A 26,274-nucleotide genomic window follows, 5' to 3' on the forward strand; every position below is an offset into this window, starting at 1 on the left:
AAAGTAGGAGAGACGTTGAAAAAACAAGCAGTATTTCAAGAAGTTGCCCAGCAGATTGCGCAACGGGTTCATGAAGGTACGTACGTGACGAGCCAAAAGCTTCCTTCCGATTATGATTTAGCAGAGGAATTTCAGTGCAGCCGTTTAACGGTGCGCAAAGCCATCGATCTATTGATTGGCCAGAATTTGTTAGTGAAAGAAAAAGGCAAAGGAACCTATGTCATGAAACAGCCCAAGATCCAAAGCGGCTCTGGCGGGCTCCAAAGTTTTACCGAGACCGCCAAAATCCAAGGGAAAAAGACCCGTACGGAAGTTTTGCATATCGAAACCGTCAAAGAGCTCCCGATAGAGATTGGTCAGCTGTTTGGCGATTACGCCAAGGAACCAATCGTTTATTTGGTGCGCTTGCGCTACTTTGATGATGAGCCGATGACGGTGGAAAATCTTTACGTACTGAAACGCTATCTGCAAGAAGACACCTCAGAACTCACGAAAGCTCAATTAGAGTCGTCTTTGTATCAAGTCATTGAAGCCAACATCGAGATTGGTTATTCCCATCAAGAGGTGGAAGCTGTGAAAAGTCCTGCCGATATTGCGAAACTTTTACAGGTGCCTCAAGAGGAACCGATGCTTTTGGTCCATTCGATGACCTATTCCGCATCAGCCAAACCGATCTTATACGATACATCCTATTACCGAGCAGACAAATATACCTTCAAAAATACATTAGTGCGTCAAAAATAAAATCAATCCTTTAGAGGTGAAGACAATGGATCCACTCACAGCAAGTATTGAAGCCAATTGGTCAGAATTTCTCACGCTTTTGAGCGAGGTGATGCAGATCGCAAGCGTCAAAGGTGAGCCGGCGCCTCATGCGCCTTATGGCACAGGACCACGAGAAGTGTTAGCATACGTCATGGAAAAAAGCGCAGCATACGGGTTTCAAACAACGGTCATCGATGATGCGATCGGCTATGCCCATTGGGGACCAACGGATACCGACTATATCGGTGTGTTAGGACACTTGGATGTCGTCTCGGCAGGTTCTGGCTGGAGCTACCCACCGTTTGCACTAACTGAAAAAGACGGCAACTTTTATGGCCGAGGGATCTTAGATAACAAAGGCCCGATCATCAGCTGTTTGTTTGCCATGAAAGTATTGAAAGACCTTGGTCATCAACCGCAATTACCGCTGCGGATCATTTTCGGTACAGATGAAGAAAGCGGCATGTCGGATATCCCGCATTATCTAGCGGTTGAGCAGCCACCGCGTTTTGGTTTTACGCCAGACTGCAAGTATCCAGTGGTTTACGGCGAACGGGGTGTCGTCAATGTGCAACTTGATTTTCCATTGCCTGTCCAAGAACAGCAGCTGTTAGCTGCGTTTTCTGGCGATCAATTCCGCGATCATGTGCCAGACCACCTGTCGGTAACCGTAGGCAGCCAGTCCTTTGAAGCACTAGGCAAACGCTCCCCTAGCAATGCCCCTGAGCTAGGGGACAATGCCATTACAAAACTTGCGCAGCAAGCGGCACCGCGACTGGCGGCGACACCGTCATTGCAAGCAGCTTTGCAGTGGATCACCCAAAGTTTTCACCAGCAGCACTATGGCGAAGGCATTGATTTGGTACTAGAAGATGCCGACTCAGGAAAATTGATCTTGACCCCTGTGGTTCTCCAAAAATCCGCCAGTGGACTAGCGTTAGAAGTGGCCTTTCGCTATCCTGTATCGGTAACGGAGGAACAAGTGCTCGCTGGGGTGCAAAAGGCATTGCCAAAAGGGGCAAGCCTTACGATCCTTCGCAGCATTCCAGGGTTCTGCCGATCAAAAGATGCCCCCGAAATCCAAAAGCTATCGACAATCTATCACCAAGTAACGGGCAATGATCCAACCCCCGTGACGACTACAGGAGCAACCTACGCCCGCAAGATGCCAAACATCCTTGCTTTTGGTCCGTCTTTTCCAGGGCAAAAAGGGATCGCTCATAACCAAGATGAGTACATGGCGGTTGCCGATCTACGGACGAATCTTGAAATTTATTTGCGCAGCTTACAAGCACTGACAAAATAAGCGAAGACACGAACGAAGAAGAGTTTTTCCAATTTTTTTGAGAAACTCTTTTTTTAGTATAGACATAGTAGTATATACCGTATAGAATATACTTGAAAGCGCTATGAAAAATGGAGGGATAGTTATGTGGGGAATGATTGCTACATGGCGGATGGCACACGATGGCGTGCTCGCTGCTAAAGCAATATTAGAGCAACAAGGCTCCTGCCAAGATGCAGTAGAAACAGCCATTAAAGCAGTGGAAGATTATCCATTTTACAAATCGGTGGGGTATGGCGGACTGCCCAACGAAGAAGGCGTGTTGGAAATGGACGCTGCCTTCATGGATGGTGATACCTTCAAAATTGGTGCCGTCGCTGGGATCGTCGATGTGGAAAATCCTATTTCCGTGGCACGCAGCCTAAGTGAGGAGAAATTCAATAGTTTTCGGATCGGCCAAGGAGCGGTCGCTTATGCGCTTGCCGAAGGATTCCAGCCCAAAGAGATGCTGACACCCCGAGCCAAAACCATTTGGGAAAAGCGCAAAGCAGAGATTGCTGCCAACAACCTCGATCCCTATGACGGCCACGATACAGTGGGAGTAGTTGCGCTGGATGAACACCAAAGCATGGCAGCAGGAACCTCTAGTTCTGGTTTATTTATGAAAAAAAGCGGTCGTGTTGGCGATTCACCTTTATCTGGATCTGGTTTTTATGTGGATAGTGAAATCGGCGGTGCCGCTGCCACAGGGTTAGGGGAAGACTTGATGAAAGGCTGCCTTTCCTACGAGATCGTCCGTTTGATGGGAGAAGGGCTAGCACCGCAAGAAGCATGTGATCAAGCCGTTTACGACTTTGAAGCGCGATTGAAGAAGCGCTACGGCAAAGCCGGCGCCTTCTCGCTGATCGCCTTAGATAAACAGGGTCGCTGGGGGGTGGCAACCAATGTAGAATTTACCTTTAGTGTCGCAACCACCAATCAAGAGCCTGCTATTTTTATGGCAACGCCAGGACCTGAGCAGACAACCGTGATCGAACCCATCACGAAAGAATGGTTGGAGGCGTATGAAGAACGGATCAAAGCACCAGTCTGATCAAGGAATCAACCAGCTTTACCATGAAAGACACAAGATGAAAGGAAGAATGGAATGTTCAATAAAATTGAAAATATTTTGATGCCTCTGGCAGTCAAACTCGGACAAAATAAAGTCTTGATCGCTGTACGCGATGGTTTTTTAATCACAACGCCGCTGGTAATCGTTGGCTCGATCTTCTTGCTGTTTGCCAATTTCCCGATACCAGGATGGTCAGAATTTTGGGCAGGTCTTTTTGGCAGCGGGTGGGAATCATGGGTGACTAGAGTTTCCGGTTCTGTCTTTAATACGGTCGGTTTTTTCTCCTGCTTAGGAACAGCCTATGCCTACGGAAGAGAAAAGAAGACCGACCCAATCCAAGCAGCTGCCGTTGCCGTCATCGCCTTTTTGATCTTAACGCCGAATAAATTGGTAGTTGAAGGCGTTGCGGACCCAATAAGCGGGCTTTCTTTCAATCATTTAGGAACAAACGGTATTTTTGTCGGCTTGCTGACAGCGATCCTTTCTGTTGAAATCTATGCCTATACAACGAAAAAAGGGTGGACGATCAAAATGCCAGATGGGGTTCCGCCTGCTGTTACAAAATCATTTGCCGCATTGATTCCGAGTGCCCTCGTTATGCTTTTATTCTTTATTATCAACATTTTATTTGGATTGACCGCGTATGGTACCGTACATGACTTTATTTTTAATGTCTTGCAAATGCCTCTCAAGGGAGCGGGCAATACCTTGACTGCCCAATTGATTTACAGTCTGGCATGTACGATTTTCTGGTTCTTCGGCATCAATGGTCCAGCAGTCGCCAATTCCGTCTTTTCACCGATTTTGCGTATTTTAACGATGGAAAATCTAGATGCATTTCAAGCGGGACAAGCGTTACCGAATATCTTTACCGATCCATTTTCAAACTTCTTTACCAATTTTGGCGGCGGCGGTTCGACGTTGTCACTAGTCATCATCATGGTGCTGTTTTGTAAATCAAAACGAATCAAAGAATTAGGGAAACTTTCACTAGTGCCGGGGATTTTCGGGATCAATGAACCAATCATTTTCGGCTTGCCGGTCGTATTGAACCCAATTATCATTATTCCCTTTATTGCCGTGCCGATGATCAATCTTTTGCTGTCGACTCTCGTAACGAATCTTGGATTGATTCCTTATACAACAGGGGTATCTTTACCATGGACAACTCCGATCGGTTTTTCCGGCTACTTGAGTACCGGTAGTCTGGTAGCGTCAATCTGGCAGTTTGTTTTGTTAGCCATTGGATGCTTGATCTATTATCCGTTTATTATGACGCTGGACAAACAATATCTGAAGGAAGAACGTGAAGCAGAAAAAGCCAAAAATGACGCTTTGGAATTATCTTTTGATGATCTTTCCATCGATCATTTGCTTTAGAAAGGATGCAACCATGAAAATTATTTTTCTATTAGATCAGATTCAAGCAGGATTAGGCGGCAAGGAGCATGGTGATCAGCCGCTTGGCGGACAAAAAACGGCGATCGGATCAGTCAAAATGTTTGAGAAATTGCTGAAACAAAAGGAAATCGATGTTCTCGCCACTATTTATTGCGGAGATGACTATTATTTACAAAATCCGAAAGAATCGTCACTAAAAATTGCTGCTATGGCTCAAAAACTCGGAGCAGATGCGGTCTTATGTGGACCTTGTTTCAACTATGAAAAGTATGGCGAAATGGCTGCCCAAACAGCGCAGATCATTGAAGAAAAAGTACAGATCCCAGCAGTTGCCGCCATGTCGCCAGAGTGCCAGCAGGCAATTGAAACATATAAAGACCAAGTCACTATCGTGAAGATGCCGAAAAAAGGCGGTACTGGATTGACCGAGGCAATGAATGATATGCTGACGCTTTGCCAAATGAAAGCAGCACACCAAGAGATCACTGCCTTCGCTGAACAGCACTGCTATTAGAAAGGGCGAGAATATGGAAGAATTAATGCGTCAGTTAGAAGAAGTCGTTTATACACCTGGTGTTTCCGGACGAGAAAAGCCGATAGCCGCATTACTGGCAAAAAAGTATGCGCCTTATTGCGATGAAATCATCTACGATAATCTAGGATCTATTTATGCCGTCATTCGATCAGAAAGACCGGCGGCTCCTAAAGTGCTGGTGAGCGCTCATATGGATGAAGCAGGCTTTTTCGTGAAAAAAATCGAAGCAAATGGACTGATCCGCGGACTCATCATGGGAAAAATCGAAGCCAACAGCTTGCTGGGGCAAGAAGTTCGGCTAATCACCCGTAGCGGTGAAAAGTATTTTGGGGTGGTTTTAGGCATCGATAAAGACAATCATGGCAAAAGTCAAAAAGATGAAGTACTGTTGGATTTTGGTTTTTCATCAAAAGATGCGGTTTTAGCGGAGGAAATCACTTTAGGCGACATGGTGACCTTTGCGCCGAAAATGAAAGAAACCAGCAATGGACAAGCATGGATTGCGTCCAATTGGAACGGGCGCATCAATGTTAGTCAAACCATTGATTTAGTCAAAACAATGGCAGCTGCTAGTGTCAAATTGCCCTACGATCTGATGATCGGCTGTACGGTGCAGGAACAAGTCGGTACCAGAGGAGCTCAGACAGCAGCCAATGTAACAGCACCGGATTTTACGATCGTTCTTGATACTGCCCAGGCAATGGATTACCAAAACGAACAAGAAGATCAGCAAGGTTTTTTGGGTAAAGGCCTTCTGCTGACGTATTACAATCCGACCGTTTTGCCAAATCGCTTGCCGCTGGAGCGGTTGAAAGCAGTTTGTCAAACTGCGAATCTGCCCTGTCAGAGTTATTTTTCCTTTGAAGCATCAGATGGGGCTTGGTTCAACAAATTGCGTACTGGATGTCCTATTTTGTTAGCGAGTTTGTCTGTGCGGAACAAGAACACTGCTTCTCAAGTCGTTGCCCGCCGCGACTATGAAACAGCACTGCAAGCATTGGCGCGTTTTTTGACTGAGCTTGACGAAGAAGCAATCCGTTCTTTCAAAGAAGAAAACCGCTAGGAGACGATTTTAATGACAAATCAAACAATAGATATTCAGCTTCTGAAAGCCCTAAGTGAAGCTGATGGGATAGGCGGGCGGGAAAAAGAAGTGTCTCGTATCGTCAAAGCATATACACAGCCATATGTTGATGACTTGTTCTATGATGCCTTAGGTTCGCTGATCCTCGTCAAAAAAAGCACACAGAAAAATGCACCGAAAGTCATGCTTTCTGCTCACATGGATGAGGTAGGTTTTATGGTAAAAGAAATCACAGATGCGGGCTATCTAAAACTTCTGCCGGTAGGCGGATGGTGGGGACACGTCATGCCGGCACAGGAAATGCGTGTCACCACAGTATCTGGAGAGAAATTTGTGGGCGTCATCGGAAGCCGTGCGCCTCATGGTATGCCGACAGATGAGAAAAACAAAGTCATTCCGGCAAATCGTTTTTACTTAGACCTCGGTGTGGCCTCAGCAGAAGCTGCAAAAGATCTGGGGATTGCCATTGGGGATATGGTCACGCCGCATACGATGTTTCGTGAAATGAATGATCCTGATTTTTTGCTGGGTAAAGCTTGGGATGATCGCGTTTGCGTAGCAGCTTGTATCGAAGTAATGAAAAACTTAGCTTCTTCAGAATTGGCAGTGGATGTTTATTTTGCTGCTACAACTCAAGAAGAAGTCGGTATTCGCGGTGCACGCACGGCCGCACACCAAATCAAACCGGATTTAGCGATCGCATTGGATGTGACGACAGCTGAAGATACCTTGTTTGATCAGGGCGGATTGACATTAGGCGGAGGGACCGTGCTTTCCGTACTTGATTCATTGACGATCGGCAATCCCGGTCTTGTGGCAAAAATGGAAGAACTCGCTTTTGAGCAGCAGCTATCTTTCCGACACGATTTTATGACTGTTGGCGGCACCGATGCCTGTAATATCCACAAAGCAATGAAAGGCATCCCAGCAATGACCCTGTCGATCCCCACCCGCTATATGCATTCTTCCCGCTTGGTGATTCATAAAGAAGATTATCGTCAAACCATTCACTTGCTATGCGCCTTCTTGAATGTACTTTCAGCTTCCGATATTCGTGAATTTAAAGAATCAGCGGGGGTTTTTCCTTCAGGCGATTAGGCAATTAATAGAAGACTGCTGGCGATAGAGGATTCGTCAGCAGTCTTTTTGGTTCATCGACTAGAAATGCAAAAGCAGCGGATAAAGCCAAACTTGGCAATCTGTTGCTTCTTGCTTCTGGAAGATATATGATCAATAAAAGGAGTTGAGAAGATGTACCATACCGCATTTGGAGTATATGGAATTTTGTTTCAAGGCAACTGCTTGGCCGTCATCAAAAAGAAGGCGGGACCTTATCAAAACCGCTATGATTTGCCAGGCGGCAGCATGGAGGCAGGTGAATTGCTGGAAGACACGCTGTGCCGAGAATTTAAAGAAGAAACCGGCATGACCGTCACTAGCTATCATCAATTAGGAACAATTAATTTTCTCTATCCTTGGCGATACAAAGAGACAACAATGAACAATCATATCTGTGTTTTTTATCAAATCGAAGAAACAGCAGGAGCACCAATTTCACATGCCCCGCAGTTTGATGGACAAGATTCGTTAGGCTGTGTCTTTTTGCCGCTGGAACAATTTCACGCCGCCAATGCCTCACCGCTAGTGTTGAAGGCTTGTGAGTATGGACGTAAAAAGCAATTCATTGAGAAAGGGCAGCGGATTACGGAATGGTCCGTTTTAAGTAAGCCACATGTTCACGAATCTTTATAAATAATTTAGATATTGTTCAATATAACACATTTAGTTTTCTTTCTGCCTAGGACAGTTTTTCAAGGAATATTGCAGTTAAAAACGATGAAAACGCTTAATTTAATGGGAGTTTAATAAAACTGTGAAAAAAATCACAAAAACTATTTACAAACGAAAAAAGATGTTGTATGATCTGTATGTGAAGTAGTTAACAAACAAAACATGTTTAAAAACTAGGAGGACATACAATGGCTAAGACATTGGAAAAAGAAGTGACAATCGACGTACAAGCGATGATCGACGATTTAGCAACGAAGGCAAATGTGGCGTTAAAAGAAATGGAAAGCTTTGATCAAGAAAAAGTGGACCACATTGTTCATGAAATGGCAATGGCAGCATTAGACAAACATATGCCTTTAGCTAAAATGGCAGTAGAAGAAACTGGCCGTGGTATCTATGAAGATAAAGCGATCAAAAACATGTACGCTTCAGAATATATTTGGAACAGTATCAAACATGACAAAACAGTCGGCGTGATCAATGAAGACAAACAAAAAGGCTTGATTGAAATCGCTGAACCAGTTGGTGTCGTTTGTGGGGTAACACCAACAACTAACCCAACATCTACAACGATCTTTAAAGCAATGATCGCTTTGAAAACACGTAACCCGATCGTTTTTGCTTTCCACCCATCTGCACAAAAATGTTCAGCAGAAGCTGCACGTATCGTTCGTGATGCAGCCATCGCTGCTGGGGCACCTGAAAACTGTGTGCAATGGATCGAGCATCCATCAATCGAAGCGACTGGCTTATTGATGAACCACCCAGGAATTGCGATCGTATTAGCAACTGGTGGCGCTGGCATGGTCAAAGCAGCATACTCAACTGGTAAACCTGCATTAGGTGTTGGACCAGGGAACGTACCTGCTTATATCGAAAAAACAGCGAAAGTGAAACGAGCAGTCAATGACTTGATCGTATCAAAAACTTTTGATAACGGAATGATCTGTGCCTCTGAACAAGCAGTGATCGTTGATAAAGAAGTCTATGCCTCTGTGAAAGCAGAATTTGAAGCACATCAAGTCTATGTTGTAAAAGCAAAAGAATTACAAAAACTTGAAGATGCCGTGATGAACGAAGGGAAATATGCCGTAAATCCAGCAATCGTTGGACATTCAGCAATGGAAATCGCGAAATTAGCAGGCATCAACGTACCAGAAGGAACAAAATTATTGATCGCTGAACTTGACGGTGTCGGTGCTGATTACCCACTATCAAGAGAAAAACTTTCTCCAGTTTTAGCAATGATCAAAGCAAACAACACAGAAGACGCGTTCGAAAAATGTGAAGCAATGCTTGATTTAGGCGGATTAGGCCATACAGCTGTGATCCACACTGAAAACGAAGACTTGCAATTAGCATTCGGCCTACGCATGAAAGCTTGCCGTATCTTAGTTAATACACCATCTGCAGAAGGTGGTATCGGAAATATCTACAACGAAATGATTCCATCATTGACACTTGGTTGTGGTTCATACGGGAAAAACTCTGTATCACGAAATGTTTCTGCTGTGAACTTGATCAACGTGAAAACTGTAGCGAAACGGAGAAATAATATGCAATGGTTTAAATTGCCACCAAAAATCTTCTTTGAAAAGAACTCTCTAATGTATTTGGAGAAAATGGAAAACGTTGAACGTGTCATGATCGTTTGTGACCCTGGTATGGTTCAATTCGGCTATTGCGATACGGTTCGTGAAGTACTTGCTCGTCGTAAAAATGACGTGAAAATCGAAGTCTTCTCTGACGTAGAACCAAACCCATCAACAAACACCGTTTACGCTGGAACAAAAATGATGGTTGATTTCAAACCAGATACAGTGATCGCCCTTGGTGGTGGATCAGCAATGGATGCTGCCAAAGGCATGTGGATGTTCTATGAGCACCCAGATACTTCATTCTTCGGCGCGAAACAAAAATTCTTAGATATCCGTAAACGGACATACAAGATCGACAAACCAGAAAAAACGCAATTCGTTTGTATCCCAACAACGTCTGGTACTGGTTCTGAAGTAACCCCATTTGCGGTTATCACTGACAGTGAAACACACGTGAAGTACCCATTAGCTGATTACGCATTGACACCAGATGTTGCAATCGTTGACCCTCAATTCGTAATGTCAGTACCTGCTTCTGTTACAGCAGACACTGGAATGGACGTTTTGACTCATGCGATCGAATCTTATGTGTCAGTAATGGCATCTGATTACACTCGTGGATTGAGCTTACAAGCAATCAAGTTAGTCTTTGACTACTTAGAAAAATCAGTGAAAACACCTGATATGGAATCTCGCGAAAAAATGCATAATGCCTCAACAATGGCAGGTATGGCCTTCGCCAATGCATTCCTAGGTATTTGTCACTCTGTAGCTCACAAAATCGGTGGTGAATATGGTATTCCTCACGGACGTACAAATGCGATTCTTTTACCGCACATCATCCGTTACAATGCCAAAGACCCACAAAAACATGCAATGTTCCCTAAATATGACTTCTTCCGTGCCGATACAGATTACGCAGACATTGCGAAATTCTTAGGCCTTAAAGGCAAAACAACGGCTGAATTGGTTGAAGCATTGGCAACAGCTGTTTACGAATTAGGACAATCTGTTGGTATCGACATGAGCTTGAAAGCGCAAGGCGTCACTCAACAAACACTAGATACAACAGTTGATCGCATGGCTGAATTGGCTTATGAAGACCAATGTACAACAGCAAATCCAAAAGAACCACTAATCTCTGAATTGAAACAAATCATCGTTGATGCCTATAACGGCTAAACAATGAATCAAGAACACCCTGCGGTATCTTAGCTGCCGCAGGGTGTTCTTTTGTCGTCTCTTTTTTTGGAAAAGTAAGCCGGCAGTTGCCGCCTTTTTGCCCAGATCAGTTAAGAATGCGAAAAATAGCAAGTGAACAGGGGGGATCATAAAAAAGGAGTGGATTTCTCCACTCCGTAAAAGTCTCGTTTTTTCAGGATGTCACCAAGGCTGCTGCTTTTTTTTGCTTAAACAGATATACTCGTTACTTGCTGCCGTTTTTCTTCAAGCGTAGCATCTGGAAGCTTTGTTTTTCCAAGACGACACGCAAAATGCCGTCATTCAATTCCGCTGTTTTTCCATTGACGGGCACAACGTTGTTCGGGGTTGCTTCGGTATTGACGGCATGCAAGTCTGGGTGGTGCAAGACTTGATGGGTAGCGATTTGCAATGAATCATATTGACGCAAGTCGCAAGTGAATTCATTGGCATCCTGCAAATCCTTATTTACTAAGAAAAAGGTCAAATAGTCATCTTCATTTTCGATCGCAATGGCATCCACATAAGAAGCTTTTCCGTGGCTGCTATCGAAATCAGCCCCTCGAAGAATACTATGCAACACGTGACCGCGACCATAGTTGCTGATCATTTCATAGGGATAAAAAATCGTTTGTTTCCAAGCGGCAGTATCGGAAGTCATGATCGGTGCGATCACGTTGACCAGCTGTGCCATGCAGGCGATTTTAACGCGATCTGCGTGATGAAGCATCGTGATCATCATGCTTGCGACGAGTAACGCATCTTCAAAGTGATAGACGTCTTCTAATTGTGGTGGGTGTTGACTCCAAGGTTCAATTTTTTGATCCTGTTCATTTGAGTGATACCAGACGTTCCATTCGTCGAAGGAAATATTGATCGTCTTCTTGCTTCGGCGTTTGGCTTTCACTGCATCACAGATTGCTGCGACTTGACTGATGAACTGATCCATTGCGACATTGCTTGCTAGATAATCTTGGCTATCGCCGTTACGGTTGCCATAATATTGGTGCATGGAAATGTAGTCGACTTGATCGTAACAATGACTTAATACTGTATCTTCCCACATGCCAAAGGTCGGCATCGTGAGAGAAGAACTACCACAAGCGACGGTTTCGATCGTTGGGTCCACCAAACGCATCGCTTTGCCAGCTTCTTCTGCGAGACGGCCATATTCATCGGCTGTCTTATGTCCTTCTTGCCAAGGACCGTCCATTTCATTGCCTAGACACCAAAGTTTGATGTCATGAGGATCGGCCACCCCATGGGCACGCCGGAGGTCACTATAATAGCTGCCGCCTTTTAAATTGGTATATTCGATCAAGTTTTTCGCTGCTTCGATTCCTCGTGTCCCAAGATTGATCGCCATCATCGGTGCCGTATTGACTTGCTTGGTCCAATCCATAAATTCGTTTAAGCCGAACTGATTGCTTTCGATTACCCGCCAGGCCAAATCGATTTTTGCTGGCCGTTGCTCTTTAGGGCCGACGCTATCTTCCCATTTATACCCAGAGACGAAATTGCCTCCTGGGTAACGGACGATCGGCACATTCAACTGCTTGATCAAGGCAGCGACATCTTGACGAAAGCCTTGCTCATCGGCAAAAGGACTTTCTGGTTGATAGATCCCTTCGTACACACAGCGCCCTAAGTGCTCCACAAAAGAGCCGTAGATCCGTTCGTCGACTGGTGCCAAAATAAAGTGTTTGTCTAAATACATCGTAGTTTTCTTCAATTTTGCAACCCCTTTCTTTTCTTTCATTGTAGCGATAGTCCATGAAAATAAACACTACATTCTGTCTTATTCTATTGACGTTTTGTCCGTTTTCTTTATACTAAAGGCAAGTAGGAAGGAGTGAGAAGTTGAACGTAACCTATTCAGGATTTCAAATGCACAATGCTGTTTCCGATCATATTTATCGCCCCTCTGGCTTAAAGCATTATCTTTTCGTGTTGACGTTGTCTCCAATGGTTTTCACTTTTGAAGATGGTCATCAAGAAACTAGTGAAAAAGGTAGCTGCATTCTTTTTCCTCCAACCGTCTATCAAGATTATCGTGGCAAAGAAGATTTTTTTAATAGCTTTGTTGAGTTTCAAACGGATCAGGTGATCGAAGAAACCTATGCGATCCCTTGTAACCAACTGTTCCAGCCGAAAAATATTCAACAAATCAACAAATTGATCCAAAAGATCAATCATGAATCCTTGTTGCCACAACGGCACACGGAAGAATTGATCGCGGCGTATATGACAAATTTATTGGTCTTACTTGAACGCAATTTTGAAGAAAGCATCCCGCAACCACAAAACGAACACTATCAACTGTTTCAAGCGATGCGGTTGAAAATGTTAGTCAATTGCGAACAGCAATGGGATTTTTACCAGTTTAGCCGAGAGCTTTCCATCGGTAAAAGCCAATTCTATAAGCTCTATCAACAATTTTTTCATACCACGCCCAAAGAAGATTTATTGCAAGCTCGGTTTCAAAAGTTTTTTTATTTACGCAGTAACGAAACACTAACGATTCGAGAGGCGGCGTTTCAATCTGGGTTCCAAAACATCAACCATTTTAATCGGCTCTTTGCGAAGCGCTATGGCTGCGCACCGACAAAGTACCAACAGGAGCAATAGGCAGGTCTGATCGGTAAAAACGCAGAAAAAAGTCCGACGAATTCTTGACGGATGAAAGAGAAAACGGGACAATGTCATTAGGAGGTGGCGTATGGATACAGAAACGATCGTAAGCGAACTTTCTAAACGTTCAAGCGAATTGGAAGCGCTACAAAGAAAATTGAGTCAAAGCCAATTAATGAATAATGAAGCGGCACAAACGTTCATTTTTGACTTAAAGGATTATTTAGATAGCTTAAAGCTCGTAACGGATTTAGTACCGTCAGCGGCAACTACAGCAGCGGAAGTTGACCAGTTGTCGTACGTCTTAGGTGAACAAAATCAAAGCATCCAGCAGCTGCTGGTTATTTTGGAAGAAGCCGAAGCAAATGACGACCAGCGCTTTTTCGGCAAAAGTGCGGGAGAAGTGCGGCGGATGATTGGCAGTCTGTCTGGGATCCTGGAACTAAACGGTCTGTTGCTGCAAGACAATCGTGGCTTTCAGCAAGTCGTGAAGGAAACTGGACCGCTTCAGGTGACTGAAACAAAGGAAGTCCCTGAGAAAAAAGGGTTTCTCCAAAAGCTTTTTGGGAAATAAGCACTGATCGTCGATCGCAATACGTGTACTTGTATCTCAAACGGTTCTCCATAATGCGTGAAGAACCGTTTAAGGAGACGACTTTTTTTAGGAGAAAGGGGGGCTTGAAGATGGCAGAAACAGTCACACTTCAACCGATTACGGAAGAAATGATTGCTGAACTTTGGTCGATCAGCTATGGGCCTAAGGCAGATTTAGAATGGAAAAAATGGGACGGACCGTATTTCCAAGACCCCGTGTTGACGTGGGAAGAATTTCGAACGGGGTTTGGTGCTAGCTGCATCGACAACCCGTTACGTAAAGCGATCAGCTATCAAGGAAGAATCGTGGGGATCGCGACCGCTTACTGGGAAGACAATACCTTGCAGCAGTGGTTGGAATTCGGGATAGCCATCTATGATGCTTCCCTTTGGAATCAAGGGATTGGCAGCCAAGCAATTCGCCAGTGGATCAATGAGTTGTTTGAATCACAGCCTCATATCCAGCGTGTCGGTTATACCACGTGGTCGGGCAATCACCGCATGATGAAACTAGGAAAAAAGCTAGGGATGACCAAAGAAGCCCAGATCCGCAAAGTCCGTTTCTGGGAAGGCACCTATTATGATTCCATCAAGTATGGCATCTTGCGAGAAGAATGGGCACAGCAGAAGTGAAGGTAGGGGATGCGGCAGCCAATGTCGTATTCCTTTTTTTATTACAAAAAATTAAAAAATTTCTAGCATTACAGACAATAACCATGTACTATCTCTATGTAATACTTTATAATAATTCCAATGTACAGATTAGAAATATTTTAAAAAAGTCGGGAATAGCGTTTGAAGTTCATTCTCAATTAGTCTAAAATAGTGAGAAAGAAAAGATACTGGAGGGAAAGAAATGTCAGTTTTAGAAATCAAAAATCTACACGTCCAAATCGAAGATAAAAAGATCTTAAAAGGCGTTGACTTAGTGTTAAAAACTGGAGAGATCCATGCCATCATGGGACCAAACGGTACAGGGAAATCAACCTTGTCCGCTGCCATCATGGGTAACCCGAATTATGAAGTGACAGAAGGGGAAATTTTGTTCGACGGCGAAAACGTCTTGGAAATGGAAGTGGATGAGCGAGCTCGTTTAGGTCTGTTCTTGGCGATGCAATACCCAAGTGAAATTCCAGGCATCACCAATGCGGAATTCATGCGGGCAGCGATCAATGCCAAACGTGACGAAGACGACAAAATCTCTGTCATGGATTTCTTGAAAAAATTAGATGAAAAAATGGATTTATTGAATATGCCAGAAGAAATGGCGGAACGCTATTTGAATGAAGGCTTCTCTGGTGGAGAAAAGAAACGAAATGAAATCTTACAATTGTTGATGCTAGATCCAACCTTTGCGATTTTGGATGAGATCGACTCTGGTCTAGATATTGATGCCTTGAAAGTCGTAGCAAAAGGCGTCAATGAAATGCGCGGCGAAGGCTTTGGCGCTTTGATCATCACCCATTACCAACGTCTGTTAAACTACATCACACCAGACGTGGTTCATATCATGATGGAAGGCCGTGTCGTGATGACCGGTTCGGCAGATTTAGCCAAACGCCTAGAAGCAGAAGGCTATGCTGGGATCAGTAAAGAGTTAGGGATCGACTACAAAGAAGAAGAAGCGTAAGGAGGCAAGGTAAATGGCAAAATTACAGGATTATCTTGAACAAGTCAACGTTTTTTCAGCGTTAAAAGAAGAACCTGAATGGATGTTGGAATTACGCCAAGCAGCCCTTGCGAAAGTGGATGAACTTGCGTTTCCAAAAATCGAGCGGGTGCGTTACGAGCGTTGGCCATTGTTCAATATCGACGAACAAGCACTTGCTGGTGAGTACGCTTTGCCAGAAGAAGAAGTGGCAGGCGCAGTTCCCGCCTTTGACACGATGGATAACCATCCGACTCTCGTTCAGTTTGATGACACCACCATCTTTGAGCAATTACCGCAAGAGCTGATTGACAAAGGCGTGATCTTCACCGACTTGTTTACAGCAATGAAAGAAGTACCAGAGTTGGTCAATCAATACTACATGACCAAAGCAGTACCAATGGATGAAGACAAAATGACCGCAGCACATGCGGCGTTTATGAATAGCGGCATGTTCTTGTATGTACCAAAAAACGTGGTGATCGAAGAACCCCTTGAAGCGATTTTCTATCACAATGGCAATAGTCAAGTGCATTTCTTCAAACACATTTTGATCGTTGCTGATGAGCACAGTGAGTTCAGCTACTTGGAACGTTTCCAAACCAAAGGCGACCAAGCGAAAAAACTGTCTGGCAATATCGTAGTGGAAGTGATCGCCAAAGCAGGTGCGAAGGTCAAATTCTCTGCGATTGATCAGTTAGGTGTCAACATCACTACGTACATGAATCGTCGCGGCTACGTGTTGCGAGATGCGATGGTAGATTGGGCAATTGGAGTCATGAATGACGGCGACGTCGTGGCGGACTTTGATTCTGATCTTGTAGGCGAAGGCGCGCATTCGGAAGTCAAAGCGGTCGCAATCAGTGCTGGGCGTCAAACACAAGGAATCGACACTCGCGTCACCAACAAAGCACCGCATTCCATTGGCCATATCCTGCAACACGGCGTCATTAGAGAACGCGGCGTCTTAACCTTTAACGGTATCGGACACATTTTAAAAGGAGCAAAAGGGGCGGACGCGCAACAAGAAAGTCGGGTCTTGATGCTTTCTGACCAAGCCCGGGGCGATGCCAACCCAATCCTTTTGATCGATGAGCACGAAGTAACCGCCGGACACGCAGCCAGTGTGGGACGGGTCGATCCAGAAGAAATGTACTACTTGATGAGTCGTGGGCTGCGCAAAGCAGAAGCGGAACGTTTGGTGATTCGTGGCTTCTTAGGCTCCGTCTTGACCGCGATCCCAGTCAAAGAAGTGCAACAAGAATTGGTTGCCGTTATCGAAGGGAAGTTACTCGCATGATCGATGCCCAAAAAGTGAAACAAGCGTTTCCCATCTTGGATCAGCTCGTAAATGACGAACCATTGATCTACCTCGACAATGCCGCCACTACGCAAAAGCCAGAGGCGGTGCTGCAGGCGATCACCGATTATTACCATCAAGACAATGCCAATGTTCATCGTGGGGTCCATACCCTCGCAGAACGGGCGACCCATTCCTATGAAGGCGCACGGGAAAAAGTGCGCAGCTTTATCCATGCGAATGAAACGGCGGAAGTGCTGTTTACTCGAGGGACGACCACTGGTTTAAATTGGGTCTCCCGCAGCTACGGCGACCGTTTTGTCAATGAAGGCGATGAAATCGTGATTTCCTATATGGAACATCATTCCAATATCATCCCTTGGCAACAATTAGCAGCCCGAAAAAAAGCTACCTTGAAATATATCCAGCTGACGCCAGAAGGCACCTTGGACATGGAAGATGCCAAGAAACAGATCACAGAAAAAACCGCTATCGTTTCGATCGCTCACGTTTCCAATGTTTTAGGCGTGATCAATCCGATTGCGGAGCTAACCAAATTGGCGCATCAGCACCAAGCCGTCATGGTAGTGGATGGTGCTCAGGCTGTTCCACATATGACAGTTGATGTCCAAGCACTGGATTGTGATTTCTATGCCTTTTCTGGCCATAAAATGTGCGGACCAACTGGCATCGGTGTCTTATACGGCAAGCGGCAATGGCTGGATCAGATGGAGCCCGTCGAATTTGGCGGTGAAATGATCGATTTTGTCCATCTGCAAGAAAGCACGTGGAAAGAACTGCCGTGGAAATTTGAAGCTGGTACACCAAATATTGCTGGTGCGATCGGTTTAGGTGCAGCGGTGGATTACTTAACAGAAATCGGCTTAGAAAACATCCACGCCCATGAAGCAGACTTAGCTGCTTACGTTTTGCCAAAACTGCAAGCCATTGAAGGCTTGACCATCTATGGCCCCCAAGAAGCAGCAAAACGCACGGGAGTGATCGCCTTTAATCTAGCAGGCATCCATCCTCATGATGTTGCCACCGCTTTAGACATGGAAGGCATCGCGGTACGGGCAGGTCATCATTGTGCCCAACCCCTCTTGAGCTATTTGCAAGTCCCAGCGACTGCACGGGCCAGCTTTTACCTGTATAATACAAGAGAGGACGCCGATCGACTGGTTGACGCCATCAAGCTGACGAAGGAGTTTTTCCAACATGGCACTAACGAAATTAGATAATTTGTATCGACAAGTCATTCTGGATCATTCCAGCCACCCACATCATCGGGGCACCTTGGATGATTCAACGTACAAAGTCGAATTGAATAACCCTACCTGTGGCGACGTGATCCACTTGGAGCTCGCTGTCGAAGGAGACACCATCAAAGACATCGCGTTTACTGGCGAAGGCTGTTCCATCAGTACCGCCAGTGCATCCATGATGGGGGATGCGATTATCGGTAAGACACTAGCAGAAGCTGGTGAACTATCAGGCTTGTTTTCTGAGCTCGTCCAAGGAAATGACATTCCCCAAAGCGATCGCTTAGGCGATGCTTCCATGCTTGGGGGGGTGGCGAAGTTTCCTGCACGCATCAAGTGTGCGACTTTAGCTTGGAAAGCATTAGAAAAAGCCATTGCTGCCGACAGTACACAAGCATCTATCAGTCACAGCCACGCCAATGAATCTGACACTGAAGAAACCAGCGAATAGACAACCGCACTACAAAAGGAGTGAGAACCATGGGTGTACCCGAATTAGAAGAATATAAATTTGGCTTCCACGATGACGTGCAGCCTGTTTTTAGTACCGGCGAAGGATTGACCGAAGACATCGTCCGTGAAATCTCACGGGTCAAGCAAGAGCCAGAATGGATGCTTGAGTTCCGCTTGAAGTCTCTTGAAGCCTTCAACAAGATGCCCATGCAAAACTGGGGCCCAGACCTGTCTGACATCGATTTTGATGCCATCAAATATTACCAAAAACCAAGTGATCGTCCTGCCCGTGATTGGGATGACGTACCAGAAAAAATCAAAGAGACCTTTGAGCGCATTGGTATTCCAGAAGCCGAGCGGGCATACCTGGCCGGCGCTTCTGCCCAATACGAATCAGAAGTCGTTTACCACAACATGAAAGAAGAGTTTGAAAAACTTGGCATCGTCTTTACCGATACCGATTCAGCCTTGAAGGAATACCCTGAGCTGTTCAAACAATACTTCTCAAAATTAGTCCCACCAACCGATAACAAGCTTGCTGCTTTAAACTCAGCCGTTTGGTCAGGTGGTACCTTTATCTATGTACCAAAAGGCGTTCGTGTCGATGTGCCATTACAAACCTATTTCCGGATCAATGCCGAAAATACCGGTCAGTTCGAACGAACATTGATCATCGTTGACGAAGGCGCCAGCGTTCATTATGTTGAAGGCTGTACCGCCCCAACCTATTCAAGCAATAGTTTGCACGCAGCCATCGTTGAAATTTTTACCCTAAAAGACGCTTACTGCCGCTACACCACCATTCAAAACTGGTCAGACAACGTCTACAACCTAGTAACCAAACGGGCCAAAGCCTTAGAAGGTGCTACCGTTGAATGGATCGATGGTAACCTAGGTGCCAAAACAACCATGAAATACCCAAGTGTGTATCTTGATGGCAAAGGCGCACGGGGCACGATGCTTTCCATTGCCTTTGCAGGTGCCAACCAAATCCAAGATACTGGTGCAAAAATGATCCATAACGCACCAAACACCTCCAGCTCCATCGTCTCAAAATCAATTTCTAAAGACGGCGGTGCAGTAAACTATCGTGGACAAGTCACCTTCGGCAAGAAGAGCGCAGGCTCTATCTCCCATATCGAGTGTGACACCATCATCATGGATGATCTATCGAAGTCCGATACCATCCCATTCAATGAGATCCACAACAGCCAAGTGTCCCTAGAACACGAAGCCAAAGTCTCCAAAATCTCAGAAGAACAACTGTACTACCTAATGAGCCGCGGTCTCTCCGAAAGCGAAGCAACCGAAATGATCGTCATGGGATTCGTCGAACCATTCACCAAAGAATTACCGATGGAATACGCAGTCGAATTGAACCGGTTGATTAGTTATGAGATGGAAGGTAGTGTGGGTTAACAACTATTTCATTGCTCGAAACGTTGATGTTAAAGCGTTTCGAGCGTTTTTTTATTTGTATTTTAATGGTTGGCTACGTTTTTGGCTACGTTTGGAATTATTCGCCCATAAATTTTGCAAATCGGTCACCAGTTTTCTTAACAGATTGTGGTGTGACATGAGCATAGATATTCATGGTAGTTTTAATATCTTTGTGACCTAATCGTTCTTGTACTTCTTTTATCGACGCACCACTTTCAAACAATAAGCTACAGTGGGTATGCCTAAATCCATGTGGAGTAATTTGAGGCTCCATCGGTGTCTTTTTGTAAATCCAGTCTAACCAATCGTTTACTACTTGGGGGTAGTACAACTTGTTTGTGTTTGTAGTGAAAAGAAACTGTTTTGGCGAATTCGTGTTATAGCCATATAAGATCATTATTTTCATTTGTTCTTGTTGCCAAATACGCAGTTGTTTAAGTGTAAAATCATCTAGCTGAATCGTTCTTGATGAATTTTTAGTTTTAGGTACTTGTAGCACTACATGATTAAACTCGTCTTGAGCGATAGTTTTACCAATTGTCACTGTTTTATTGAAATAGTCTATATCTTCCCATTGTAGCGCCAATGCTTCACTTTTACGCATTCCTGTATAAGCTAATAAACGGAAAAAAGTGTACAGTTTAACTGAATTATTTTCTTTAGTATTCTGTAAAAATAGTTGTAATTGATCTTTCGTGTAAAACTTCAAGGGTTGTTCGTCTTCAATTTTTCTGGGAAGCAATGTTTTAGACATAGGATTATCCTTACAGACTTCCATTGCTACCCCAAATTTAAATATTTGAGCAGTTGTTTTTCTCAAGAAACCATATTGTTTTAATGTTTTGTGCCATTCATTCACCTGTTTTTGACAATAACTAACACTTATTTTATCCAATCGTAATTCCCCAAAAGCAGGTAATATATGGTTCTTGCAAAAACGTTGAGCAACGGCAACGGAAGACGGTTTTACTCTTGTTCTGTAGTTATCAATCCATAATTCATACAACTCTTGAAAAGTTGTAACATTGATTTTAAACTCTTGTTTTTCTTTAAAGTCTACAAGTAGTCTATTAAGTGCTGTTTGCGCCTCAGCTTTTGACTTGAATCTTCTACGCTTTGTACGTATATCTTTTCCAGTCTTGGGATCTTTCCCTAAATAAGTTTCAAATCCCCAATATTTTTCGCCATTTTGTAATTTATAACTAAAAAATGTTGCCATTTGATTCTCTCCTTACTTCATGATTGCAGGTAGAGAAGTTATTTGAAGAATCAATTGTTTTTAAATTTATCGTGATTATCAGTTAAAAATTTTGCGATTATACTATTTTTCTCATATGGGAAATTGTATTTTTTACTAAGATCTGAAATAAATTTTTCTGTTTCAAATTGGTTTTTAGTAATTTTATAAAAGAAATCCTCGACAGATGAATACTTTTTTTTTGTAACTGAAGTATCAGAAATACGTAAGTGGTTTAAACATATTTTTTTGACCTTGTTTATATCATCTATATCAATTTTATTTGTTAAAACATCATCATAGAAATTATTAAATATTTTTTTTCTTTGTACATCCGATAGCTCTCCTGAATAATTATCATGTATTAAATTATCAAAAATAGTACGTAATATTTTTAATAACTCCTCCAAATATAATTTTTTGAATTTCATTTCAATTGATCTGTTAAATTTTGAGTAATCCTCATCTAAAGAATATTGGGTAAAATCTATAGAGTGACTTTTTTGAATGTCTTTTGAAATAATATCAGCGATATATTGCCTATTACTAATGTAATTGGAATAACCAAGAAAAGAAATATATTCATTTATATACTCCTCAAAATCTCCCCATTTTATCCAATCTTCATTCACTTGCCCTAACTTCGCTATCTGGCTCATCTTTTCTTTTGAAGGAAGGTTACCACCATGTTCCCATGTTGACACAGTGCTTCTAGGAGAATTAGAAACCTTGTGCCCAAATTCCTGCATAGTAAGTCCTAATTTTTTTCTGATGAAATTAATTCTTGAGCCAACTTTAATTGCATCTGGTTTCATTTTATTTCACCTCGTCTCTTAAGTCATAGTATATCATATTATATTTAGTTTTGTACGGTTTTTGTATTGACAAAAAAAGACTCTATGATAGACTGTTGTTGTACGGTATTTGTACGGGTAGAGAAGTTATAGAATAATTAATTAAAAGGAGAGAGTTCAATGGAAGCAATAAAATTAATGATCTCAGAGGAGCAAGAGGAAATGTTCCTAAAACAGTTTTATCACATTGCTACAAAAGCGATTGAGAAGGCTCAAGAAAATGCGGGTATGACAAGAGAATATCTAAATCAAAAGGAAATGGCAGAATACTTAAATGTGAGCGAAAACTTTTTAAAAAATGCTGTGAGAAATGAGGGATTACCTGTTGTTGAATTAGGGGCAAGAAAATTTTATTCGAAAAAGGCAGTTAATGAGTTTATGTTTGCTCGAATGAAAAGAGGGGTAGATATTGAAAGATGATGAAGTATCAGAGTTGTTTTTTAAAGAAATCGAGATTTATCTTCAATTCGATTTAATGCGACGTGACTATGCAGAACAAGCTGTTAAACAAGTTTTGAAAAAAATGAAAAAGAGTGCACCCGATAGTTTTGCAGACAAAGGGGAACACTCGACAATAAAGTTCTGAGAAAACTTTATATGAATTCATTTTAACATAAAAATGAATTAGGTGATTATATGACAAAAATACGAAGAGGAAAGATAGATAGCCATTTTACTATTCTATCAAATGAAGTTCTTCGTGATAGTAAACTTTCATACAAAGCAAGAGGTTTGCTAGCTTATATGCTTTCTTTTTCAGAGGATTGGATTTTTTATACTAAAAAGCTTACTAATGATAGTGAAAAAGATGGAAGAGAATCAGTAAACACGGGAATTAAAGAGTTGATAAAATATGGATATTTGATCAAAGAGCAGAAACGAAATAGTGATGGGCGCTTTGATACTGTCGAATGGGTATTGTTTGAAACACCGCAAACGGGTTTTCCGGTTACGGATAAACCGTTTGCGGGAAATCAGCAACTAAGAAGTAACAAATTAAAGAAGAACAATTTTAAGAAAGAGGAAGATGACATATTTAAAGATATTTACGATACGATAATTGTTCTTTATGAAAAAAATAATGAAAATGGTCGAAAATTATTGCAAGTGTATCAATATTTGAAAAACGCTAATGTAGATATAAAAGATATCAGAAAAATCATTGAATTTTTATATGAAAATACCCAGTATCTTAACGCGCAATGCATTATAACACAACATAAAGCATGCGTTTTTCAAGCAAAAACAGATGAAGGACTATTCGATTACGCAAAATTTTTTCTAAATGGACTTCAAATTAGATATAAAAATCAGCTTTTAGAAAATATAGAGACTACAGATCAATTCAATTATGCATTCGAAATTAAAGAGTTACCTAAAATCCCTATGCATAATTGGTTAGAAGGAGAAAAAACATGATTAAAAATCGTCTAATAGATCAAAAATGGTGTCTTGATTAAAACACTGATACTCTCGAACTAATCGAGAGTATCTGCTTCAACACAGTGGTTCTCGATTTAAGATCTGAAAATGACAAATGTGTAACTCATATCATAATTGACAGAAAAATAGCTCAGAAACTCTCTGAGAGTCTCAGAAAATGGGCTGAGGGAGGTAACAATGAAAGTAATTAAGAGAAAAATTAATTGGTTGTCGATTAGTTTTCTTGTTCTCATAGCTATGATTATTTTTACGAGTAACGTTGCAGAAGGCAGTATTTTCAATTGGTTTGATGATACTGAGAGTCAAACTGAGTTTTTAACTAATCCGCTTTACCAGAATTATTTGAAAAAATACAACGGAAATTTTTACAGCCAGTTCGGTATGTGGATAGGCTGGTCAGTTATAAAATCAATGTTCGCTGTTGTCGACGGCATTCAAAATATGATTCCCGAGGTTTTAGATTTGTTTAGCTTTGTAGAAAGTACCGGATTGAACAAAGTCTATCAGTCAGTTTTAAGTACCATTGTTGTTGGCTTAATGATACTTTCACTAGTGAATATTGGTTATAAAATGATTACAGGTAAAGGAACAGTTGATCTAAAATCTGTTGGAATGAATGTTGTAATGTCAATTTCATTGATTCTTTTAATGCCAACTTTGATTCACAGCGGAATAGAGTTTTCTAAAACATTTTATAATGATACGACTACGATTACAAATTCGGACGAAGGCGTGGCGTGGTCGCTGATTGAACAAGGGGTCACTGATTTAGCTTATATCAATAAAACAGATCAGTATTCAATGATTAACAAAACGAATGACCGGAATAATCTAACAAAAGAAAATTTTTGGAAAACGGATCTTACGCAAGTATTGACAGATAATGTAATTGATAAAATGGAAAAAGAGAACCCAACAGCTGATAACCTGCGTTATGAATTAGTTGAAAATTCTGATAATGAATTTGTTGCTACTAAATTTTCAGATAATTTTTTGTCAACCTTTGTTGATGGTATCAAATCAGGATATTATCGCTATCAAGCGAATCTGTGGGGAATTTCAGTTGGATTGATTGCTTTAGCGGTAGCGTATGTTTTTAGTGCTTTCATTATAATTACAGCAATACTCGAGCTAGCATTTAAACGTGTGTTAGGTGTTATTGTTTTTGCTACTGACTTAGAGACAGGTCAACGATCAAAACAAGTTTTGTCAGATATTTTACAGTGTTATTTGACAGTCGGATTTCAAGGATTCGGATTGTCTATGTTTGCAATGTTCATAAATTATCTAAACGCTGGCGAAGGTATCTCAACAAATATTTTTATAAAAACAATTGCTTATATCTGTGCCGTGTTCGTTCTAATAAAGGGTAGTGGAACAGTCATGCGTTACTTTGGCGTGGATATTGGTTTAAAAGAAGGCTATGGCCAGCTTGCTTCAGCATTCGGCATGGGCGCTATGCTATTTAGAAAAGGATCAAATGGATTTAATCGTGCCAAGGGAAGTGGAAACGGAAATGGATCAGACAGCGGAGAAGGAGAAAATCGAAAACCAGAAAAGAATTTCGGCGAAACTCTATCAAAAAAAGCTGGCAAAACTGGAAGAGTTTTGGGATATGCCCATGAACGTGGATTATCAGGTTTAGCTTCAGATGGAGCTACAATGGCTAGTGAAAGAGCAACAAAACCATTTAAGAGTATGCGTGATATGGCTAATGATACCAAGAGTAAGTTCAAAGAAGGTTTAGATGATGGTACTGTGTCCGCTATTAATAAAAATAGCAAACCTATGTTAGCTAAAAATAAAGAAGATGAAACTGGAAAATATGCTGATTCCATGCCAATACGTCTTTCGGATAGAAAAGATGGTGCTAAGGTTGAAAATACCGATAGAATTATGTCTAGTTCTGAATGTATGCGTGAAGCAATGAAAAATAATGCTGAATCGAATAATAATCCTGCAAGTGCAATTCAGCAAAAAGTTCAACAAGATATTGAAGAACGAAAAAATGCTATGCACGGTCAAGCTAAGTCTGCTGAAGAATTAATTAATCAGAAGCGACAAGAAGCGAAATACACGCCTGAAGCAATGAATCGTGAGGAAATGTTAAGGAAACGTGTAGAAGGACGTACAGGCGCTAATATGGACGAAAAAGAAGCATTGATCAAAGAAAGAATCCAAGAAGCTAAAAATTCAAATACCGGATTAGAAAAATTGGTCAAAGAAAATCTACAAAATTCTACAAGTAGTCAAGGGTTTAAATCAGTGGACGTCCGAGAGAATGTGCAAGTCAGCAGTGCAGGTCAACCAAAAACAGTAGATGTCCGAGAAAATGTACAAAGTTCTACAAGTAGTCAAGGACTCAAAACAGTAGATGTTCGGGAGAACGTTCAAAAAGATAGTGGAGAAATGAAAGAAAAAACACAAAAAATCAATATCGTTGAAGACAGAAAGTCAGCGAAAAAATTTGATTCAAATCATGAAACAGTGATTATTGATAATGAAATTCGTGAAAATGATAAGGGATCAAAACCAAGACGAAGATTCACTTATGAAGATAACGAATTATTCAGAGATACACTTAATGATCCTAATCCGCTTTTCGATAATCTATTAAAAAAATAAAAGGGGGGATTGTC

General features: G+C 42.2%; 24 protein-coding genes and 1 pseudogene. 22 read left to right on the top strand and 3 right to left on the bottom strand.

From position 1 onward, the window contains the following. Positions 1–15: 15 nt before the first annotated feature. From IGI73_RS02270 to adhE, 9 genes are all read left to right on the top strand, one after another. Complete coding sequence (locus IGI73_RS02270) at positions 16–744, top strand: GntR family transcriptional regulator, LSA1692 subfamily (protein ID WP_428206849.1); 729 nt, start codon at positions 16–18, stop codon at positions 742–744. Between the two features lie 25 nt (positions 745–769). After that, the gene (locus tag IGI73_RS02275) at positions 770–2,071 is read left to right on the top strand and encodes a Sapep family Mn(2+)-dependent dipeptidase (RefSeq protein ID WP_428206848.1); all 1,302 of its coding nucleotides are present in this window, start codon (positions 770–772) and stop codon (positions 2,069–2,071) included. A 124-nt stretch (positions 2,072–2,195) separates the two neighbouring features. Further along, complete coding sequence (locus IGI73_RS02280; protein WP_005227347.1) at positions 2,196–3,143, top strand: N(4)-(beta-N-acetylglucosaminyl)-L-asparaginase; 948 nt, start codon at positions 2,196–2,198, stop codon at positions 3,141–3,143. Between the two features lie 54 nt (positions 3,144–3,197). Further along, positions 3,198–4,544: a PTS sugar transporter subunit IIC gene (locus IGI73_RS02285; RefSeq protein ID WP_010748749.1), complete on the top strand. Its 1,347-nt coding sequence runs from the start codon at positions 3,198–3,200 to the stop codon at positions 4,542–4,544. Between the two features lie 13 nt (positions 4,545–4,557). Further along, positions 4,558–5,079, top strand: a complete 522-nt coding sequence (locus IGI73_RS02290) for a GrdB-related putative oxidoreductase (RefSeq protein ID WP_010748750.1) — start codon at positions 4,558–4,560, stop codon at positions 5,077–5,079. Between the two features lie 13 nt (positions 5,080–5,092). Further along, positions 5,093–6,163, top strand: a complete 1,071-nt coding sequence (locus tag IGI73_RS02295) for a M42 family metallopeptidase (protein WP_271771212.1) — start codon at positions 5,093–5,095, stop codon at positions 6,161–6,163. A gap of 12 nt (positions 6,164–6,175) precedes the next feature. Beyond that, on the top strand, positions 6,176–7,282 hold the full coding sequence (locus IGI73_RS02300; protein ID WP_010748752.1) for a M42 family metallopeptidase: 1,107 nt from the start codon (positions 6,176–6,178) through the stop codon (positions 7,280–7,282). Between the two features lie 153 nt (positions 7,283–7,435). Continuing rightward, the gene (locus IGI73_RS02305; protein ID WP_087626854.1) at positions 7,436–7,936 is read left to right on the top strand and encodes an NUDIX hydrolase; all 501 of its coding nucleotides are present in this window, start codon (positions 7,436–7,438) and stop codon (positions 7,934–7,936) included. A 227-nt stretch (positions 7,937–8,163) separates the two neighbouring features. Next, the gene (gene adhE, locus IGI73_RS02310) at positions 8,164–10,755 is read left to right on the top strand and encodes a bifunctional acetaldehyde-CoA/alcohol dehydrogenase (RefSeq protein WP_010748754.1); all 2,592 of its coding nucleotides are present in this window, start codon (positions 8,164–8,166) and stop codon (positions 10,753–10,755) included. Between the two features lie 244 nt (positions 10,756–10,999). Here the strand turns inward: adhE and arfA are convergent, their stop codons facing one another. After that, positions 11,000–12,532 (bottom strand): arabinosylfuranosidase ArfA, encoded by a 1,533-nt coding sequence (gene arfA / locus IGI73_RS02315; RefSeq protein WP_010748755.1) that lies wholly within the window; start codon positions 12,530–12,532, stop codon positions 11,000–11,002. Between the two features lie 101 nt (positions 12,533–12,633). Here arfA and IGI73_RS02320 point away from each other — a divergent pair, with 101 nt between their 5' ends. From IGI73_RS02320 to sufB, 8 genes are all read left to right on the top strand, one after another. Further along, the gene (locus tag IGI73_RS02320) at positions 12,634–13,401 is read left to right on the top strand and encodes an AraC family transcriptional regulator (RefSeq protein ID WP_015508907.1); all 768 of its coding nucleotides are present in this window, start codon (positions 12,634–12,636) and stop codon (positions 13,399–13,401) included. 91 nt (positions 13,402–13,492) lie between these two features. After that, positions 13,493–13,978 (top strand): hypothetical protein, encoded by a 486-nt coding sequence (locus tag IGI73_RS02325; RefSeq protein ID WP_060792616.1) that lies wholly within the window; start codon positions 13,493–13,495, stop codon positions 13,976–13,978. Between the two features lie 110 nt (positions 13,979–14,088). Continuing rightward, positions 14,089–14,631, top strand: a complete 543-nt coding sequence (locus tag IGI73_RS02330; protein ID WP_128487850.1) for a GNAT family N-acetyltransferase — start codon at positions 14,089–14,091, stop codon at positions 14,629–14,631. A gap of 223 nt (positions 14,632–14,854) precedes the next feature. After that, a complete protein-coding gene (gene sufC / locus IGI73_RS02335; RefSeq protein WP_005232112.1) occupies positions 14,855–15,628 on the top strand; it encodes a Fe-S cluster assembly ATPase SufC in 774 nt (257 codons plus the stop codon). A gap of 13 nt (positions 15,629–15,641) precedes the next feature. Beyond that, entirely contained in the window at positions 15,642–16,946 is a 1,305-nt protein-coding gene (gene sufD / locus IGI73_RS02340) for a Fe-S cluster assembly protein SufD (RefSeq protein ID WP_428206845.1), read from the top strand. Further along, a complete protein-coding gene (locus tag IGI73_RS02345) occupies positions 16,943–18,187 on the top strand; it encodes a cysteine desulfurase (RefSeq protein ID WP_015508911.1) in 1,245 nt (414 codons plus the stop codon). The genes sufD and IGI73_RS02345 overlap by 4 nt, the downstream gene beginning before the upstream one ends. Next, positions 18,165–18,659 carry a Fe-S cluster assembly sulfur transfer protein SufU gene (sufU, locus tag IGI73_RS02350; protein WP_128489713.1) on the top strand — a complete coding sequence of 165 codons (495 nt, stop codon included), beginning with the start codon at positions 18,165–18,167 and terminating at the stop codon, positions 18,657–18,659. Before IGI73_RS02345 ends, sufU begins: the two co-directional genes overlap by 23 nt. Positions 18,660–18,688: 29 nt before the next feature. Then, complete coding sequence (gene sufB / locus IGI73_RS02355) at positions 18,689–20,080, top strand: Fe-S cluster assembly protein SufB (protein ID WP_005232103.1); 1,392 nt, start codon at positions 18,689–18,691, stop codon at positions 20,078–20,080. A gap of 97 nt (positions 20,081–20,177) precedes the next feature. Here sufB and IGI73_RS02360 read toward each other — a convergent pair whose 3' ends face one another. Both IGI73_RS02360 and IGI73_RS02365 read right to left on the bottom strand, forming a co-directional pair. Beyond that, positions 20,178–21,320 (bottom strand): tyrosine-type recombinase/integrase, encoded by a 1,143-nt coding sequence (locus tag IGI73_RS02360; protein ID WP_005227377.1) that lies wholly within the window; start codon positions 21,318–21,320, stop codon positions 20,178–20,180. 50 nt (positions 21,321–21,370) lie between these two features. Then, positions 21,371–22,153 (bottom strand): helix-turn-helix domain-containing protein, encoded by a 783-nt coding sequence (locus tag IGI73_RS02365; protein ID WP_005227379.1) that lies wholly within the window; start codon positions 22,151–22,153, stop codon positions 21,371–21,373. Positions 22,154–22,312: 159 nt separating this feature from the next. Between IGI73_RS02365 and IGI73_RS02370 the strand changes: the two genes are divergently transcribed. The 5 genes and pseudogenes from IGI73_RS02370 to IGI73_RS02390 all read left to right on the top strand — a co-directional run bounded on the left by IGI73_RS02370 (position 22,313) and on the right by IGI73_RS02390 (position 26,260). After that, positions 22,313–22,612 carry a helix-turn-helix domain-containing protein gene (locus IGI73_RS02370; RefSeq protein ID WP_005227381.1) on the top strand — a complete coding sequence of 100 codons (300 nt, stop codon included), beginning with the start codon at positions 22,313–22,315 and terminating at the stop codon, positions 22,610–22,612. Next, positions 22,602–22,778: a hypothetical protein gene (locus tag IGI73_RS02375; RefSeq protein WP_225582109.1), complete on the top strand. Its 177-nt coding sequence runs from the start codon at positions 22,602–22,604 to the stop codon at positions 22,776–22,778. The genes IGI73_RS02370 and IGI73_RS02375 overlap by 11 nt, the downstream gene beginning before the upstream one ends. Before the next feature lie 50 nt (positions 22,779–22,828). Beyond that, positions 22,829–23,611 carry a hypothetical protein gene (locus tag IGI73_RS02380; RefSeq protein WP_005227383.1) on the top strand — a complete coding sequence of 261 codons (783 nt, stop codon included), beginning with the start codon at positions 22,829–22,831 and terminating at the stop codon, positions 23,609–23,611. Beyond that, positions 23,608–23,826, top strand: a pseudogene (locus tag IGI73_RS02385) (hypothetical protein). The gene IGI73_RS02380 and the pseudogene IGI73_RS02385 overlap by 4 nt, the downstream one beginning before the upstream one ends. After that, positions 23,813–26,260 carry a pLS20_p028 family conjugation system transmembrane protein gene (locus IGI73_RS02390; RefSeq protein WP_438759030.1) on the top strand — a complete coding sequence of 816 codons (2,448 nt, stop codon included), beginning with the start codon at positions 23,813–23,815 and terminating at the stop codon, positions 26,258–26,260. The pseudogene IGI73_RS02385 and the gene IGI73_RS02390 overlap by 14 nt, the downstream one beginning before the upstream one ends. The last annotated feature ends 14 nt before the right edge of the window (positions 26,261–26,274 follow it).

Source organism: Enterococcus sp. DIV0755f, from assembly GCF_051713725.1.
Lineage (GTDB): Bacteria > Bacillota > Bacilli > Lactobacillales > Enterococcaceae > Enterococcus_D > Enterococcus_D casseliflavus.